This is a genomic window from Hymenobacter wooponensis (assembly GCF_004745865.1).
Classification (GTDB): Bacteria; Bacteroidota; Bacteroidia; order Cytophagales; family Hymenobacteraceae; genus Hymenobacter; species Hymenobacter wooponensis.
This window is the reverse complement of the sequence record NZ_SRKZ01000001.1, coordinates 31,041-48,342: the sequence shown is the minus strand read 5'-3', so window position 1 is coordinate 48,342 and position 17,302 is coordinate 31,041. Positions and strand designations below refer to the sequence as shown.

Below are 17,302 nucleotides of genomic sequence, written 5' to 3'. Positions count from 1 at the left end.
CAGCGTAATGCACTACCTGCTCAGCCCGACGAGCGTTAATGTGCTACAGCTCCTTGATTTCCAGGCTAGAAGTCCAGGTTCACGCCCAGCACGTAGGAGCGGGTCTTGGGGTAGAAGTTGTTGTTGTCTAGGCCAGGGGTGAGGCCGCCCAAGTTCATTTCCGGGTCAATGCCGCGGTAGCTGGTAATCGTGAACAGGTTCTGGCTGGTCAGGTACACGCGGGCCCGCTTCACGTACTCGTTCTTGATAGGCAGATTGTAGCCCAGCGTCACGTTGTCGAGGCGCAGGTAAGAGCCATCTTCGAGGTATCGGTTGGAGTAGTAGTTGGCGCGGTTGTCGCCGTAGGGCTCATCCAGAGAGAAGGCGGGCAGGTTGTTTGCCGTAGACTGGGCCGGGATGTTGAGGTTGGCGAGGGTCGCATTCAGAATCTTATTGCCCTGCACTCCGCGCAGAAAGAAGTTTAAATCCAGGTTTTTCCAGCTCACCGTATTGCTCAGGCCGTACAGGAGGTTGGGCTGGGCATTGCCCTGGTAGCGGTAGTCGGCAAGGGCCGGCGAGCCGGTGGTGGTACCGTCGGCCTTATAAAAGAGGGAAAGACCATTCTCGTCGCGGCCGGCGTACTCCGGCAGGAAGAACTGCCCAATGGGGTAGCCCGTCTTCACTACCTGCGTAGAGATGCCGCTTTGGCCCGAGCCGCCGGGGTAAGCCGTGTACACTTGGTCGAGGCGGAACTGCTCGTTGGCTAGCTTCTCCACCTTGTTAACGTTGTGAGCCAGCGTACCCGTCAGGCTCCACTGAAAGTTCGACGTTTGCACCGGTGTAGCGTTCAGCGTCAGCTCCAGGCCCTTGTTGCTGATTTCGCCCACGTTGGCGTACAGCGTATTTACAAAGTACTGGGTGGTTGAAACCGGGTAGTTCCAGATCAGGTCGGAGGTACGCTTGTCGTAATACTCCACGGTACCACCCAGGCGGTTGCCAAACAGGCCGAAGTCTAGGCCTACGTTCAGCATAGCCGTCGACTCCCACTTCAGGTCAGGATTGGGGTTTTGAGTTGGGCCGATGGCCTTGATGAAGGACCCGTTGTAGTAGAAGGTGCCCACGCTACTGTAGCGCTGGGTGGCAATCAGCGGGTCGAAGCCCAAGGAGTTGCCCGTTACGCCGTAGCCCACCCGCAGCTTCAGCTCATTGAGCATGGTGTTGCCCGCCAAAAAGTCCTCACCGGCCAGGTTCCAGGCCAGCGAAGCGGCTGGGAAAGTGCCCCAGCGGTTGTTTTGCCCGAAGGCCGAGGACCCATCGCGCCGCACCGAAACCTGCAGGAAGTACCGGTCCAGGAGGCTATAGTTCACGCGCGAGTACAACGAAATCAGGCGCAGCGTGGAAATACCCAGGCTGTAGCCGGCAATGGCCGCATCGTAGTTTGGCGATACGCCGCCGGGGTTGCCCAGGCTTAGGTTGTTGTAGCCCAACTGGTCCGACACGAAGCCCCGAGTATCAGTCTGGAAGCCGTCGCCGTTTTTGTCTTCCTGCCAGGAGTAACCCACCAGTACTTTCAGGTCGTGGTGGGCGTTGTTCAGCGGGTTATAGGTCAGGTAGTTCTCCAGAATTTTGCGGCTGTTGTCAACGCTGTAGCGCCGGGCAAGGCCCCTAGCCGCTAGGCCAGTCACGCTGTTGCTGTTCGGCACCGGCGACTCCCGCCCCTGGTAGGCCCCGCCCTTCACCGACTCATTCTGCATCGACACGCTGAGCGTATTCGTCAGGTTGGGCAGAATGGTGAGTTGGGCGCTGGCGTTGCCGAGCAGGGTGTTGATTTTGCGCTCTTCGCTGTTTTGCTCTAGTAGGGCTACGGGGTTGTAGTACTGCGTCCGGGTCAGGTTCTCCTTATAGGTTCCGTCGGGGTTTTTGATGTTGGTGGTGGGCAAATGCGTGAACATGTTGCGGTACACCAAGTCAGATATCAAGTTCTGCTTGAGCAGGGAGTTGGTGAGGGTAAACCGTAGTTGCAGCTTGTCCTTGAGCGTCTTCTGGTCGAGGTTGATCTTGCCGATGAGTCGCTCACTATCGGAGGTTTTTATCACTCCCTGGCGCTTGAAGTAGTTAACGCTAGCATTGAAAGCCGACTTCTCGGAGCCCCCGCCGTAGCTGATGGTGTGGTTGTGGCTTAGGCCAGTGCGCATCACTTCCTTTTGCCAGTCGGTGTTGGTGCCCTCGTCGTTGTCGGCGGGGCTCAGGCTCTTGCTGTTTGCTTCCAGGTAGCGGCGCAACTCGTCGCCGCTGAGCATATCGATGGTGTTTGACACCTGCTCCACGCCCACATAGCCACTGTAGGAAACGGCCGCGTTGGGCTTCTGGCGGCGGGTAGTAATGATGATAACGCCGTTAGCGGCCCGCGCTCCGTAAATGGCAGTAGCCGAAGCATCTTTCAGCACGTCAATGCTCACAATGTCATCGGGGGCCACCAGGTTAATGGATGCTGCCGGCACACCGTCAATTACATAAAACGGCTCTTGGGCTTGGCCCGTCCGCAACGAGGAGGCACCGCGCAGCACCACTGAGGCCGTAGCGTTTGGGTCGCCGCTACGGGTGATGTTGAGGCCGGCTACCTTGCCCTGCAGAATCTGGTCGGGGGTGGCTACTACGCCGCGGTTAAACTCGCGCGGGTTCACATTGGTGATAGAGCTGGTTACCTCACCCTTCTTCACGGAGCCGTAACCGATAACCACTACGTCGTTGAGCAGCTTAGAATCTACGGCTAGGGTCACGTCCACATTGGCCTGGTTGCCGATGGCCACTTCCTGCGCTAGGTAGCCTACAAAGGAGAACACCAAGGTAGTGGCCCCATCCGGTACAGCCAGATTGAAGAAGCCTTCAGAGTTGGTCACGGCACCTGTGGTAGTGCCCTTTGCCAGCACGGTTACGCCGGGCAGGGCCGCGCCGGTTTTGGCATCCGTCACCTTGCCTTTCACTTCCTGAGCAGCGCGGCGGCTGGGGGCAGCTGGAGTGGCCGAGGTAGTAGGCTGTAGAATAATAGTGCCCTGCTTTTCCTCAAAACGCAGCGGCTTGTTGCGCAGCAGCTGCCGCAAAATATCACCCACCTTGGCTTTCCGGAATTCAGTGGCTTCTACCTTGGTTTCCTTGAGGTCCTGGGCATCATATACAATATTGACGCCCGCCTCCCGCTGCAGGTGCTGGAGGGCGGTAGCGAGGGGCCCCGTCTGCACCGCGAAGTAGGCCACTTCGGCGTTGGTTTTTTGCGCTAGGCTTTGTTGCGGTAAGAGCGCGGTAGTTACGGCCAAGGCGCTGGTAAGCAATAGGTTTCGACCAGGCGTACAGCCGTAGGGTAAGGAGTCTAAGTGCATCATGTGGTAGGAGAGTTCGGGCATGGCGGTGCCTGTCAGGCCAGAAGCCTGAGGTATGAAAAGGAAGACGGAAGGAGCCGGCAGGCGGCGTTAGTTTACCTGGTAGGTGGTAGCAGTAAGCTTGGTAATGCGCAGGTGATGGCGCTGCAAGAGTACATTCAGCACGTCGGTAAGCTGGTCGGCGGAAAGAGCTGGGTCGAGGGTGCCGGTCAGGGCCACGGCGGGGGCACCGCGGCGTACGTTGAAATGGATGGGGTAAGTATTTTCTAGCAGTAGTAGAACCTCCGGCAGCGAAGCCTGCTCAAACGTCAGCATTCGGTTGATCGGGGAGGCTTCGTAATACTCGTTTTTGGTGAGGCTAACTTGTTGGGTACTGTCGTTGTAGCTTAGCTGATCGTGTGGGTGCAGCACGGCCAGGGTGCGCTGCTGATGAGCTACTTGCACTCGTCCGGTGCGCACCAGCACGGTGGTAGTGGGCAGGGGGCGGTAGGCCTTCACCAGGAAGGACGTGCCCAGCACTGTAACTGCTACCTTGGCCGTGTGCACCACAAACGGGTGCTTAGGGTCCTTGGTGACATCGAAGAACGCCTCGCCATGCAGCTGCACGTTGCGCACCGCTCCAAACTGCGCCGCACAGATCAGCTCAGAGCGCGGACGCAGCCAGACGTGGCTACTGTCGGGCAACACTATTTCCCGATGCTCCCCTACACCAGTAGCATAGTGCAGCATCTGCGGGGCTTGCAGCCGCGGCCAGAGCACGGCCCCAGCCAGCAGCAGGAGTGCAAGCACGGCCGCTATCCGTAGCGCTGGCCATAGCGGCAGCACGCGCGCCGGAGGCTGGGTACGGGCCCGAATTCCCCCCAGAATCCGGGCCCGCCGTTCTGCCTCCAGCTCCCGATCCATGAGCTCGTCATCATCGGGGGTAGCCGCCACCAATTCATCCAACCAGGTCTCCCGTTGCTGCTCTGTTAGTGGCGGGGTAGAGCGGTGCCGCACATAGCGTTGCAGGCGGAAAGACAAGCGGTTGAAACAAGAATAGGGGGACTTCATAAACAGAGTTGCACAGGCTGCCCGGAGTAACTATGCCCTAGGCCTGATGTAACGAAAGCGTAATATGGAAGGGGCGTGCTACTTGCGGCGGCTCTTGGTTGGGGTGGTGCTAAGCACCTCTGCAATAGGCTGTCCGGTGCAGGCGCTGGGCAGCTTGCTTTCTACCAGCATGGCTCCCGTAGGGGCAATATCAGTGATGGAATGGTACTGGTAGCTGATGCCGGGCGTGACGCCGGCTCCAAACCACAGTAAGGGTACGTGGCTGTCATAGAGGTAGCCCGAGCCATGGGTAGCACCCACGCCCATCTCCCAGGTCCAGCCGGGCTCCAGCTCAAAGCGCACATCGCCGAAGCGCTGGTAGTAGAGGCCATTCTGAAGCTTGGTTTCCAAGAAGGCCCCCGTGCTGCTGGTGAGTAGCTGGGAGGTAGTGTTCACCTGGGCAATACCTGGTTGGCTGCGCAGATAGTCGGCCAGCAGGTTTTGCACGCGGGCCAGCTCCAGCTTGCGGCTGGCAATAAGCGGGCGGTTGAGGTAGTACATATTGTTGCGCTCCGTTTCAATCCACTGGCCAGCTCCCAGTTGCTCCGTCAGGTAGTCGGCGGCGCCTTTGTTTAGGGTGGCGTGGCTTTGAGCTCCGCTAGGGGCGTGGTGCTGAGCCAGGTACTTGGGCACTTCGCTGGCCCCGTGGTCGGCGGTCAGGAAAATGGTGTAGTTACCCTTGCCCACGGTTTTGTCGAGCGCCTGCAACAGGCGCGCAATTTCCAGATCTAGGCGCAGGTACACATCGTTCTCTTCCTTAGAAAGCGGCCCGAAGGTGTGGCCTACGGGGTCGGGGCTGGAGTAGCTGATGGCTAGCAGGTCGGGCACGTCGTCGCGGCCCAAGTCGGTGTTAGTCAGGGCCGCTAGGGCTAAGTCCGTGAGCAGGTTGTTGCCGAAGGGGGAGATATTGACGGCCTCATAAGCAGGCGGATTCTCGGGCGCCAGCTTACTCAGATCATAGGGAAACGTAGCCGACGTTTTACCCTTGAAAATGCGCTCAAAGCTATTGGAGTCAGCCACGCTGTTGAGGTAGGCCTCAGGTCCTCGCAGCGGCGTCCAGGTTTGCTGACGGTAATAGTCGGCCTTTTTCTGGGCGTTGAAGTCGGCAACCCATTTGGGTAGGGCTGGCATGTAGTAAGTGCTCGAAATGAAGTCGCCGGTATTGATGTCGAACCAGAAGGCACCATCAGCCATGTGCCCGGCGGGTAGGGCTGAGGCCCTATCTTTCAGGGAAATAGCCAGCACCTTACTGCGCCCGTTGGATACCATCTTCATCTCGTCGCCGAGAGTGGTGCTTACCTGGTTGCGGGCCGAAACGCCCATGCCCTTAGGCGTACCCACCAGCTGCACCGTGGAATCATCGGTGCAATACACGTCGCGGCGCAGGCGCCGGTCGTACCAGGAGTTGCCCACTACGCCGTGGTAGCGGGGTGTAGTGCCGGTATACACCGAGGAATGGCCGGGCCCCGTAACGGTGGGTACGTAATTGTAGTGGGTGTTGCGGCACTGAAACCCTTCGCGCAAGAGGCGCTTGAAGCCGTCGTTACCCATCTGGTCATAGAAGCGCGGGAGGTAGTCGGCGCGCATCTGGTCGACCATTATGCCGACTAGTAGTTTGGGCTTTTTGGTGCCCTGACCTAGCACGGCCGGTGCGCTGCTCAGTAGCAGCGCGGAAAGCAAAATCGTACGAATCATACCGGAAAGGGCAGCACTGCAATAGTGGGTGCAGGATGCCGGAGCAGAAAGGAGGGTGTGAGAACTACTAACGGGAGTCGCAAAGGCGCTCCGGATAGTGTTCCGAAGGAAAGACAGTGGCCTAGGAGCGGCCGGCGGAGGGCAAGTAGCATGCTGGACCCGGCCGGGGCTGCCCTCCACATCTACCAGTTGCAGACCGTGCTGCTTTCAACCAGCGCCACTGTAGGATTTAACAGAGAGGTAACACGGTGGCTTAGGGTCAACTCTGTCACAAGAAGTGCTGATGTATTGGTTTTTAGGTTGTTAGCTCTATTCAGGAGAGGAGAGCAATACCCTTACTTGATGGAAAGCACCACCTGGCCTAGCTCAGAAGCCTGGTGAGGTAAGGGGAGAGCTTATGCAGGGCGCTGTTCATCTGGTTGCGCACAGTTTGCTCAGAAGTGGCAAACTTCTCCGCAATTTCCTTGACCGAGAAATCGTCGAGCATACTGAGCAGAAACACCTCTTTCTCCTTGGGGGGCAGCGCCTGAGCCTGCCGCTGAATAGCCGCCCGCGTGTCGTGGCCTACGAGACGGTTGAACGTAAGCTCTGCCCCGTGCTCTAGGGTAGCACCGAAGGCTTTTAAGTGGCGGGCACGAATGTCGGCGTCCCGGAAGCGGGTCAGAATCTTCTTGCGCAGAGCCCCGAGCAGGTAGCCTTGCGCCGTGGTGCGCACCTGAAGCTGGGCACGGTTGGCCCACAGGTCGCAGAAAAGCTCCTGGGTTATGTCTTCAGCATCAGAAGCATGCCGCAGTACCTTGTGCGCGTACCGGTATAGCTCCCGCCAGTGCTCTTCAAACAGTTGCTCGAAGGCCTGGTAGTCGTTGTTACGGATCCGCTCTAGCAGCTCAAGTAAGTTGTCAGTAGCCACGGCGCATTGTTTGCGCCAAATGTAGAAGGATCAGCTTGGGGTTGCAGGCTCCTTCCGCAGAGGTTATAAAACCTTCATGTAGGGGTAATACTGCAGTAATGCAGTACAGGAGTATCAATTTCTGGCAGTATCGGAGCAATGAGAGGCCTGGCCCAGCTAGCCCGCGCTAGGCCGGGCCGCAAGCAGCTTGGCGATAAGGCCCGTCCAGCCGGTTTGGTGGCTGGCTCCAAGTCCTTGCCCAGTATCCCCGTGGAAGTACTCGTGAAACAGCACGTAGTTGCGAAAGTGCGGATCGGTTTGCCAGCGCTTATCAGGCCCCAGCGACGGGCGTAGGCCATCTTCATCGCGCAAAAACAGCTTAGCAAGCCGGGTGCTCAAGGCATCAGCAATTTCAAGCAAAGAGCTGTACTGCCCCGAGCCGGTTGGGTACTCTACCCGGAAGTCATCGCCGTAATAGTGGTGGAAACGCTGCAAGGACTCAATCAGCAGAAAGTTGATGGGCAGCCAAATGGGGCCCCGCCAGTTGGAGTTGCCGCCAAACAAGTCTGACTCGGCCTCGCCCGGCTCGTACTTCACCTTCATATCCAGCCCATCATAACTCAGGTAGCAAGGGTGGGCCTGGTGATAGCGGGAAAGGGAACGAATGCCATATTCTGATAAAAACTCACCCTCATCGAGGGCCCGCGCCAGCAAGCGCTTTACCCGGTGCCCGCGCAAGAGCGAAAGCAGGTGGGTATCGCCGTGCCCTGGTTCCCGCCAGCGTGAAACCAGGCTAGCCAGTTGGGGCCGGTTTTCTAAAAACCAGTTCATCCGGGCCATAAACTCCGGCATTCCCTGCAGCACCTCCTCATCGAGCACTTCCACCGCAAATAGTGGTATTAGCCCCACCAAAGACCGGGTTTTCAGGAATTGGCGGCCCGTTTTGGGTGAGTGAAGCGCGTCGTAGTAGAACTCATCTTCCACGTCCCAAAGGTCTACATCTTCGGCATCCATGTTGGTCATGGCTCCCGCAATGTAGAGGAAGTGCTCGAAGAACTTACTCGCCAAATCTTGGTACACGGGGTTGGTTTTCGCCAGCTCAAGCGCAATACGCATCATGTTCAGCGCGTACATGGCCATCCAACTGGTGCCATCTGCCTGCTCCAGGTACGTGCCATCAGGCAACGGGGCCGAGCGGTCGAACAAGCCAATGTTATCGAGGCCTAGAAAGCCGCCCTCGAAGATGTTGTGCCCGTGGCGGTCTTTGCGGTTCACCCACCACGTAAAGTTTAGCAGCAACCGATGAAACACGGTACTGAGGAACTCGGTGTCTCCGGGGCTGTTGTGGTGTTTCTGGCACATTTTGTACACGCGCCAAGTGGCCCAGGCATGCACTGGCGGGTTTACATCGGAGAAATTCCACTCGTAAGCCGGCAGCTGCCCATTCGGGTGCATGTACCAGTCGCGGGTGAGCAGCACCAGCTGGCGCTTGGCAAACCAGGGGTCTAACTGAGCCAGTGGCAGGCAGTGAAAAGCCAGGTCCCAGGCCGCGTACCACGGGTATTCCCACTTATCGGGCATCGAGATAATGTCCCCGTTGTTGAGGTGCTTCCACTCGCGGTTGCGCCCATGCTGGCGCTGCGCCGGAGGGGCAGGAAAGGCGGGGTCGCCCTGGAGCCACTCGGCCACGTCGTAGTTGTAGTACTGCTTGCTCCAGAGCATGCCGGCAAAGGCCTGGCGTTGCACGTTACGCGCGTCGGGGCTACTAAGCTCCGTCTGCATATGGGCATAGTACGCATCAGTTTCGTGCCGCCGCTGCTTAAAAACCTCATCAAAGTCAGCAAAGGGCGTTGGCTGGCCGGCGGGGGCTAAACGCACGCGCACCGTCTGGCTACCGCCGGCAGCTACCGATAGGGTATAGTGAGCCGCCGCCTTGGTACCAACCTGGGCCGGGTTAACGGTTGGCGCTCCGTGCACCACGTACTCGTGAATGCCGTCCTTATAGAAACGAGTTTCGGTAGGAGGAGCCAGGTTGGGCAGTCTGTTCGGATTAGTGTCGTTGTCGCAAAAGAGCAGCGCGGGGGCATGGTCGCAGTATAAGTGCAGGTCTGCCAGGTCGCGGTGGCGCACGGCAATGGCCCCAGCATGGGCGGTTAGCTCTGGGCGGTAGTTATCCTTCCCCCAAGCCCAGGTATTGCGAAACCACAGCTGGGGTAGCACGTGCAGCTCGGCGCCCTCAGGGCCACGGTTGTGCACCGTAATCTGAAGCAGCAAGTCTTCCGGACCAGCCTTCGCATATTCCACAAAGACATCGAAGTAGCGGTTATCGTGAAAGATGGCCGTGTCCAGCAGTTCAAATTCTGGGTCGTGGCGGTTGCGGCGGTCATTTTCATGCACCAACCAATTGTACGGAAATGCGTGCTGCGGATACTTATACAGCATCTGCATGTAGGAGTGGGTAGGCACGTTATCGAGGTAGTAGTACACCTCTTTCACGTCCTCGCCGTGGTTTCCCTCCGAGGCACTAAGTCCAAACAGGCGCTCTTTCAAGATCGGGTCTTTCCCATTCCAAAGCCCAACGGCCAAGCAAAGCAGCTGTTGCTCATCGCTGATGCCTCCCAAGCCGTCCTCGCCCCAGCGGTAAGCGTAGGAGCGAGCCATGTCGTGGGTGATATAATCCCAGGCCTGCCCGTTGGCGGAGTAGTCTTCGCGCACGGTACCCCATTGCCGCTCCGAAAGATAGGGTCCCCATTTGCGCCAGGCGGCACGGTCGGCATTGGCATCCTGGAGGCGGTCTCGCTCGGCGGTCATAAAAAGCACGATAAAGCTAGGTACTGCACACACTAACTAGACTCCACCGCATAAGGTTAAGCTGCTGGCTACTGGCCTAGGATTGCGGGCCAGGCTAAGGATCGTTTGAAGGCAGCCCCAAGCGTAGCCACGAGTGGCGGTAAAGCTCGGTATTTGGTGTGGCTTCACTAGGCCAGTATTTAGGCTGCATGCATGTAAGGCACGCTTTGCCGCGGAGGTAGGCCAGTCAGAAGGCTGCTAGGAGGGGTATGGGTTTATTCTGCACTGAGCCTGGACTCCGGCTGATCAATTAGTAATAACATGAGCGGCCCCCTAAAAAGAGTAACGCCTAAAAAAATGTGTCTTAGCGCTCCTGCCGAAAGAGCGGGAGCACTAAGACACACACGAGGATAGCTGAGCTATTGCCGCATATCAATGGGCACAGGGAAGCTGCCACTACCCCACAAAGGGTAGTGCGATAGAATAGGAGGCCTACTGTTAAATGTGGCCTAGGTAGTTACTTCGATGCGGGCAGTCCAGGATTGATAAATCTCCTCGAAAGTGGTTCGCAAGTCTTTCGTGATGCTCCACTTGGGGTAATGAGCTTTCATTTTGCTCAAGTCTGAGATGTAGCATATGTGGTCGCCGGCCCGGTTTTTATCCACATAGTCGTACATCATCTTATTACCCGATATCTCCTCAATCAGCTGAAAGGCTTCCAGTATAGAGATAGAGTTGTCGCGGCCGCCCCCAATGTTGTAGACTTCCCCAACGCGAGGGGCCTCAATGAACTCCTCCATAAAGCAGACGACATCGTGCGAGTGGATGTTGTCGCGCACTTGCTTGCCCTTGTAGCCGAAAACCGTGTAGTGCTTCTGCTCTAGGTTGCACTTGATGAGATAACTCAGAAAGCCGTGCAACTCTACCCCCGAGTGGTTTGGGCCCGTTAGGCAACCCCCGCGAAGGCAGCAGGTTGCGATACCGAAATACCGACCATATTCCTGCACCATTACATCGGCCGCAACCTTCGAAGCCCCAAAGACAGAATGCTTGGATTGGTCGATGCTGAACGACTCTTGGATGCCCATGTAGTACGACGGATCGGCAAAGTCCCAGCGGTTTTCTTTCTCCACCAGGTTGAGGCTGTTGGGGGCATCTCCGTAAACTTTGTTCGTCGACATGTGCACGAATACCGCTTCGGGGCAATGCTGACGCGTAGCCTCGAGCAGGTTCAGCGTGCCCACCGCATTCACATCAAAATCATCATAAGGGCGGCTGGCAGCCAAATCATGGCTGGGCTGGGCGGCCGTGTGCACAATGGCATCGGGGCGCAGCAGCTTCAGCGTATCGCTGACCCCCTCCCGGTCGCGGATATCCAGCTCGATGTGCTCAAAGTTTTTGAATTCCGCTAGCAAGCGCAGTTGGTTCCAGCGCGTGTCGCCGTTGGGGCCAAAGAAATCAGCCCGCATGTTGTTGTCGATGCCATAGACCTTCCAGCCATTCTGGCAATACTTCCGCACTACTTCGCTCCCAATAAGCCCGCTGGAGCCAGTGACTAATATCTTTTTCATAAAACAAAATGTATGGTGATGAATGGATGATCAATCGAGCGGATCCTACTGCTAGGAATCCTGCATAATGGGCGGGTTTAGCGGAGTAATTAGGTCAGTGGAAACAGAGGCGGCAGAGAGTTCTTTATCGTAACTAATGGCGTGCACCTTATCTAAAAAGGATTTAATAACTACCTCACGATCAAATTGACGAACGTATTTATATGCATTCGATTTATATATTTCAAACTCTTGGTGGTTTAGCAGGTACTTGTTCAGTAATAGCTGCATCTGGTCAATATCTCCGAATTCAGAGGATATGCCTAGATTGTTGTGGGTAATTACTTTGTATATCTCAGAGTCCTTATCAGCCGAAATAAATATTAGTTTGGACTTGGCCATAATTCCCAGAAGCTTAGAAGGGAAGTATACATCTCCCGAATCCTTCTTCTGGGAAAGGAATACTATATCGGCGTCAGTTAAGAAATTGAAATACTCTTCTTGTGATAAAAAATCGATAAAGCTTAGGTTGGGGATGCTTTTGCTTTTGGCGTAATCTTTTAAGTTGTCTAAGTCGCCGCCCTGCCCTATTATTAAAAAAGCTAAGTCGTCGTGGTCTTTAAACCGTTCACTCAAATCAATTAGAACCGATAGGCCTTGCTTGATGCCAATATTGCCTGCGTAGCCAATGATTTTCTTGCCTTGATATTGGGGGAACTTTTCTCGGAACTTACCCTGTATGCCTTTGTCCTTAGCCTCAGAAACATCAATCCAGTTAGGCCACAGGTATATTTTATCGTCAGTGATACCCTTTCTTTTAATTATATCAATCATGCCGGTGGAAATAGAAGTTGTTAAATCAGCCTTTTTATAGCTGTACTTCTCTATCTCGTTCATGATTTCAATTATGGGCAACTTGCCAACCATGCCCAACGATTTAGCCGCATCAAGCTGCAAATCCTGCACGTTAATAATCAGCTTGGCGCCCCACAGCTTTTGGAATATTGTACCTAATAATCCTAGGTTGATAGGAGTGGTAAATAGAACGATGGTGTCTTGTTTGCCCGCTCTGAGAAAATTGACGAAAGCGAACAGGATAAAGGAAACCTCCTGAACCATGCGGCTAATGGTTGTAACCTTCTTCGGCACGTAGAGGTAGCCCCGCAATACCTTGATGTTTTTATAGACATCGGTGCGGAAGAGTTTGCCTTCGTCCTCGGGGCGTTTTACCCATTTCGGATACCAGGAAAAGGCCGTTACGGCCGTGACTTCGTGGCCCTGCTCAGCGGCGTACGTGGCGAAATCAGTTGCGTACAGGGAGATGCCGCTGTGATCCGGCGCGAAAGTCATACTGCTAACTAAGATTTTCATAGGGCATGAGGTAAGGCGGCAATTGTTAGAAATGCCGGTTGCGAGGACCCGTTTGCTTCTGGATGTGTGGCCGTTTTTTTAGTAGCGCGACTTTAAAATGTCGTACATGTGGCGCTGTCCCTTTTCTGATAAATGAATACCATCCCGGTAATCATCTGCACTGAACTTGTAGTTGAGTTCATTTATCAGTGGAATATTGTTTTTAGCGCAAAACGCGATTATTTCTTTTCCTTGTTCGTTGTATGTGCCCTGCTTTAGCTCCTCCTGGTCGGCATGTAAGTAAATTAGTAGTGGTATTTTAGTGCTGTCAGAATAGTTGGCAAAATGTTTAAATCCGCTATTGAACTGCATGCCATTTTTGTATTTACTGATCAATAGATTGTTATTTTTTTCAGGGGTTTTTTCTGCTGTAAAAGAAAAGTATTGGGATAAGTATCGTGGGTACAAGTACCGGTCAAATAACTCTGTTATGGCTAGTTGGTATTGCTTGTCGGGATAAGAAGGGATAACACCAACTATTTTTTCAAAATTCATGTTGTCGTACGCATCGTGGGAGCTTACAACTAACAATAGTTTCTTTGCGCCAAAATTTCCGTATTTTTTTAGATAAGCGTAGCAATTATCAGGTCCCCACGAGCCAGCTGCGATATTGGTGACTAATACTTGCTGGTGATTTTTTTGAGTTAGGTAGTTAGAAAGTAGGCTCGTGGCTAAGCTGTCTTGTTCAGTCTGTACACCGCCATTAATAACAGAATCGCCGAAGCCTAGAATTATGGTGGAATCGTTGGTGGTGATTTCTCGGTTTCTTTGGGAGTATGAGTTATAATAATTGTTTTTGAAAAATCGGTAACGGTCCTGCGGAACGGGGATATACTCAAATGCTTTGTCTTCTCTCATCAATATGGCATTAGTGAAACCATACACCCTGCGCAGAATTACTTCTGAAAGCAGAAAAACAAAAACGATAAGGCTGATAAGGATATAATATGTTCGAAAGCTTTTGACTTTTACTGGTTTGGTTACTGCTTTTGAAGAAAGATTGTACGTGGTGCTCATTTCAGAGGAATTATGCCGGTGAACTAGTTGCAGCAGGTGTGTTTATTTCGCTTTGAGTTTTCTGTGATATCCTCCAATCACAGCTGCTGCCGCTAGGCCAGAAGCTCCTCCCACAATTCCCCACAGAATGTCGCCCCAATCAAAAAAGCGTTGCGGTAGAAAAAGCTGGCCTAATTCAGCAATTACTACCACCGCACTCAGTGCCAGCAGGGCCATACCCCACCAGTACCACAGGTAGCCCTCAGCCGAGAGCCAGGCACCCACCACCAAACCCAGGAAAACAAAAGGGATTCCGGTACGAATCCGGTCGTTGCTATCCGCATCTGCCCACTGCCCCAACCAACTCGGCATAAACCAGAGGAGGCTCAGTTTGGGCAGTGGTAGCCAGCTTAAGTAAAAGACCAGGAGGGTGCCAATGAATAGTATAAGTAGTATCCCAAGTCGCATTGTTGATATACCCGTTCATGCCCTAGCTGAAGGCTGGTGAAAAATATTTCAGGGAAATGCTGGCGGGTTAAGCTTCTTGGTAACTTAAGTTTTCTTTGATCTTACAGTATACCTGAGTGAAGTAGGACATCTTGAGAATGGCAAACGCCAGTCCGCGCGCCCCATCCCGGAAGCCGCCGAGCAGGAAAAAGCTTCCGCAGAAGTAAGCAGGCCCAATAAAGACGCTGCGCATGAGGCGGTATTTGAGCTGTTGCTTCCACGTCCAGCGGGTAGAAACTGCCCCATCGTGGGATGACTTCAGAAAGCGCGCGGCTTCCCAGCCGGCATATTCATTATGCTTGGTTACATAATGAGATAAGCCACGAAAGTCTTGGTGGTCAATTTTGTGGTTGAGTACCCCAATTTTTCCCTGAAGCACCGGATGCTCATGGACTTCCATGTCAAGCTTACTCCATTGCTTCTCATCAATCTGCTCGTATTCTCCGGTGCCCACCTGAAACAAAGCCAGCTTGCGTAGCGGGTAGCCGCCTTTTAGCTGCTTGCCCATAAAGTAGATGGTGTAGCTAAGCCAATACCCTACTTTATCTTGGGCTGGGCTCGTCAGGGTTTCTCGCAGCTCCGCTTTAAATTCATCGGTTAAATACTCGTCAGCATCCAGAAAAAACACCCATTTGGTTGGGGGGGTGTGGTTGCGCAAAAACCAGTTGCGCTTCTTCGGAAATTGACCATTCCATTCGAAATCCAGCACATCGGCGCCAAAACGCCGGGCAATTTCCTGGGTTTGGTCCGTGCTGCCTGAGTCGATAATGACAATGCTGCGGGCAAAGTCCTTCCCAATAGCCGCCAAGCAGCCAGGAAGATTCTTTTCTTCGTTCCGGACTGGAATAGCGATAGTCAAATCAAGTGGTTGAGCCATCATGAACTTCAAGATCTTATTCTCTTTAGGAGACTGTCATCGGTAGGTAACCGACTGTTTTCTTGAGGGTGAGACTATCGGGTGGGGGATAGAAGTAGGGAGCGGAATGAGGGCGGGGATAGGCGCAGGGAGAGCGGGCGGGGCGTAAAGCCGAAGCGTAACTTATGAGAGAGCAGGTCGGTCCTTGATAGGGCGACAGGGGTGGCCTGCGCATACCGTCCAGTCGGGCATGTCCTTGGTCACCACCGATCTGGCTCCAATCACGCAGCCTTCTCCAATGGTAATACCTGGGTGAACGAAGGCTTCTGCGGCCACCCAAGCATGATCCCCAATGTTTATTGGGCTGGTAACCAGCGGAAAACCCGGCTTATTATAGTCATGTGTGCCAGCCACTAAATGGGCTCCTTGTGATACAACAGCTCTTTTTCCTATGGTAATTTTGCCTTGTGAATAGAGAATGGCGCCGCTTGCGATGCCACACTCATCGGCCAGATCGAGATTCCACGGTGCCCAAATCTTGACGCCCGGATACACGTGTACCCCATGGCCAACTTGTGCACCGAAGCATCTGAGTAAGAACGAACGCCATGCGTGTAGTGGCCTTGGAGAGTATTGAAACAACACCGCCGAGAACACTCCCCACAACAAACGTCCTAGCCGGTTGCGCCGAGAAAAGGACGGTCCGGTGTGGGTGTTGGAATTGACAGCCATTTTACAGAAATAAATTTTCAATAAAAAAAATGCAATGAAAAAATTACAAATAAACGTTGCTCAGTGCAAGTGAATTATGGTTTATCCAATTTATTCCAGGACATAATGAAGCATAATTGCAGGGTATATAGGGTAATTAACTGATGATCAAATCAAAGCATGCAGCTTAAGCTGTGACGGCATTTACCAGTTTGCTTGCTGCTGCTGCCACCGCAAATTCTTGGCTGTAGGCCACTCGAGCTTGTTCACCAAAAGCCATTTTTTCATGACCTGAGAGTGCGCCCCATTGCTGAAGCAGTGACCTGGTGCCTGCTCGGGTGTCTTCCTCCACAAGTCCTCCACCTGCGGCTTCAATTTCCTGCCAGATGTTGACCTGATTGGAAATGAGCACGGGTTTGCCACAGGCCATGGCCTCCACCACGGCAATGCCGAAGTTTTCTTGGTGGCTTGGCAAAACAAAGGCCTCACATCCATAAAAGGCACCCCACTTAGCATCTCCCGTGAGCATACCGGTGAATGACACTGTGGGCTGGCGCCTGTTTAGGGCCTGCGCAGTTTGCTGAATGCTCTGGCCGTAAGGAGTGTCTAGGCCAGGCCCTGCAATTACGAGGTGAGGGTAGCTGGCAGCAATAGTGCCTGTATAGTCAGCATCTGCTCCGGCAAGGCTGCCCGCAAACTCCCGGGCGTGTACCGCCTTGCTGGTTAGCTCCGCATACGCCTGCACGAGTAGATCAACGCCTTTCTTTTCGTGTATACGGCTGAGAAACAGAAGATACGGTTGGTCTTGCAACTCCGGGCACGCGCGCCGAAAGGCATTGCGCATGGCGGCTGTATATGCGGGGGGCTCTTCAACGCCTAACCCAACAACCAGTTCTCGACGAGGCCGGTAGGGGCGGAAAGACTGTGCTGCTAGGTCCCGCTCGGCCTCGCAGGTAAACATAACTCCGGCGGCCTCTTGTATCAGCTGCGATTCAATCAGCTTCCAATAAGCCCAGTTGCGAGCTGCCTTGAGCTGGCGCCCTTCAGCGCGTTGGAAATAGGGGTCGAGCATGCCATGAGGCATCACGAACAGTTGGGGAGTTGGGGAATCAGGAAACTGTGTTTTACAACGCTTCAGCGCCTGGCGTACCGCGTACCCATGGTAGAGCCATAAGCCATGTAGCAGCACAACATCGAAGCGCTGCAGATTAGCCATGAGCCACGGGGCGAGGTGAAGGCTGTACTGCCACGGGCCAGTTGCCGGGCCTACTGCATGAATTGGAAAGAGGGCGGAATTAAGAAACGCTGCATCGGGCGCGTCTAGGCTCACCACTTCGCTCTGAATTCCTAGGCCAGTAAGTCCTGTAACCATGGTACGCACGGCCTGACTTACTCCTCCCAACTCCGGATCCATGCGGGATATGACATGTAAGTACTTCATATTCCTATTGGG

Annotated in this window: 12 protein-coding genes; all 12 read right to left on the bottom strand. The window is 54.3% G+C overall.

Features of this window, described 5'->3' with window-relative positions:
- Window positions 1–65 precede the first annotated feature (65 nt).
- A complete protein-coding gene (locus EU557_RS00150) occupies window positions 66–3,380 on the bottom strand; it encodes a SusC/RagA family TonB-linked outer membrane protein (RefSeq protein WP_135528405.1) in 3,315 nt (1,104 codons plus the stop codon).
- Window positions 3,381–3,446: 66 nt separating this feature from the next.
- Window positions 3,447–4,376, bottom strand: a complete 930-nt coding sequence (locus tag EU557_RS00145) for a FecR family protein (protein WP_210115953.1) — start codon at window positions 4,374–4,376, stop codon at window positions 3,447–3,449.
- A 108-nt stretch (window positions 4,377–4,484) separates the two neighbouring features.
- Entirely contained in the window at window positions 4,485–6,140 is a 1,656-nt protein-coding gene (gene pafA, locus EU557_RS00140; protein WP_135528403.1) for an alkaline phosphatase PafA, read from the bottom strand.
- A 361-nt stretch (window positions 6,141–6,501) separates the two neighbouring features.
- A complete protein-coding gene (locus EU557_RS00135; protein ID WP_167855034.1) occupies window positions 6,502–7,050 on the bottom strand; it encodes an RNA polymerase sigma factor in 549 nt (182 codons plus the stop codon).
- A gap of 156 nt (window positions 7,051–7,206) precedes the next feature.
- The gene (locus EU557_RS00130; RefSeq protein ID WP_135528401.1) at window positions 7,207–9,840 is read right to left on the bottom strand and encodes an MGH1-like glycoside hydrolase domain-containing protein; all 2,634 of its coding nucleotides are present in this window, start codon (window positions 9,838–9,840) and stop codon (window positions 7,207–7,209) included.
- Window positions 9,841–10,328: 488 nt separating this feature from the next.
- Window positions 10,329–11,390, bottom strand: a complete 1,062-nt coding sequence (locus tag EU557_RS00125; protein WP_135528400.1) for an NAD-dependent epimerase/dehydratase family protein — start codon at window positions 11,388–11,390, stop codon at window positions 10,329–10,331.
- 51 nt (window positions 11,391–11,441) lie between these two features.
- Complete coding sequence (locus EU557_RS00120) at window positions 11,442–12,740, bottom strand: glycosyltransferase family 4 protein (RefSeq protein WP_135528399.1); 1,299 nt, start codon at window positions 12,738–12,740, stop codon at window positions 11,442–11,444.
- 78 nt (window positions 12,741–12,818) lie between these two features.
- Window positions 12,819–13,796: an SGNH/GDSL hydrolase family protein gene (locus EU557_RS00115; protein ID WP_135528398.1), complete on the bottom strand. Its 978-nt coding sequence runs from the start codon at window positions 13,794–13,796 to the stop codon at window positions 12,819–12,821.
- A 42-nt stretch (window positions 13,797–13,838) separates the two neighbouring features.
- Window positions 13,839–14,147 (bottom strand): hypothetical protein, encoded by a 309-nt coding sequence (locus EU557_RS00110; protein WP_245326128.1) that lies wholly within the window; start codon window positions 14,145–14,147, stop codon window positions 13,839–13,841.
- 163 nt (window positions 14,148–14,310) lie between these two features.
- Window positions 14,311–15,141, bottom strand: coding sequence for a glycosyltransferase family 2 protein (locus EU557_RS00105; RefSeq protein ID WP_245326127.1), 831 nt, complete (start codon window positions 15,139–15,141; stop codon window positions 14,311–14,313).
- Between the two features lie 180 nt (window positions 15,142–15,321).
- Window positions 15,322–15,891: an LbetaH domain-containing protein gene (locus EU557_RS00100; protein ID WP_245326126.1), complete on the bottom strand. Its 570-nt coding sequence runs from the start codon at window positions 15,889–15,891 to the stop codon at window positions 15,322–15,324.
- A 145-nt stretch (window positions 15,892–16,036) separates the two neighbouring features.
- Window positions 16,037–17,290 (bottom strand): glycosyltransferase, encoded by a 1,254-nt coding sequence (locus EU557_RS00095; protein ID WP_135528396.1) that lies wholly within the window; start codon window positions 17,288–17,290, stop codon window positions 16,037–16,039.
- Window positions 17,291–17,302: the final 12 nt, after the last annotated feature.

Coding starts and splice junctions, on each gene's coding strand:
- EU557_RS00110 (WP_245326128.1), bottom strand. CDS start 14,147: ATGCCGAGTTGGTTGGGGCAGTGGGCAGATGCGGATAGCAACGACCGG.
- EU557_RS00120 (WP_135528399.1), bottom strand. CDS start 12,740: ATGAAAATCTTAGTTAGCAGTATGACTTTCGCGCCGGATCACAGCGGC.
- EU557_RS00115 (WP_135528398.1), bottom strand. CDS start 13,796: ATGAGCACCACGTACAATCTTTCTTCAAAAGCAGTAACCAAACCAGTA.
- EU557_RS00130 (WP_135528401.1), bottom strand. CDS start 9,840: ATGACCGCCGAGCGAGACCGCCTCCAGGATGCCAATGCCGACCGTGCC.
- EU557_RS00150 (WP_135528405.1), bottom strand. CDS start 3,380: ATGCCCGAACTCTCCTACCACATGATGCACTTAGACTCCTTACCCTAC.
- pafA (WP_135528403.1), bottom strand. CDS start 6,140: ATGATTCGTACGATTTTGCTTTCCGCGCTGCTACTGAGCAGCGCACCG.
- EU557_RS00095 (WP_135528396.1), bottom strand. CDS start 17,290: ATGAAGTACTTACATGTCATATCCCGCATGGATCCGGAGTTGGGAGGA.
- EU557_RS00125 (WP_135528400.1), bottom strand. CDS start 11,390: ATGAAAAAGATATTAGTCACTGGCTCCAGCGGGCTTATTGGGAGCGAA.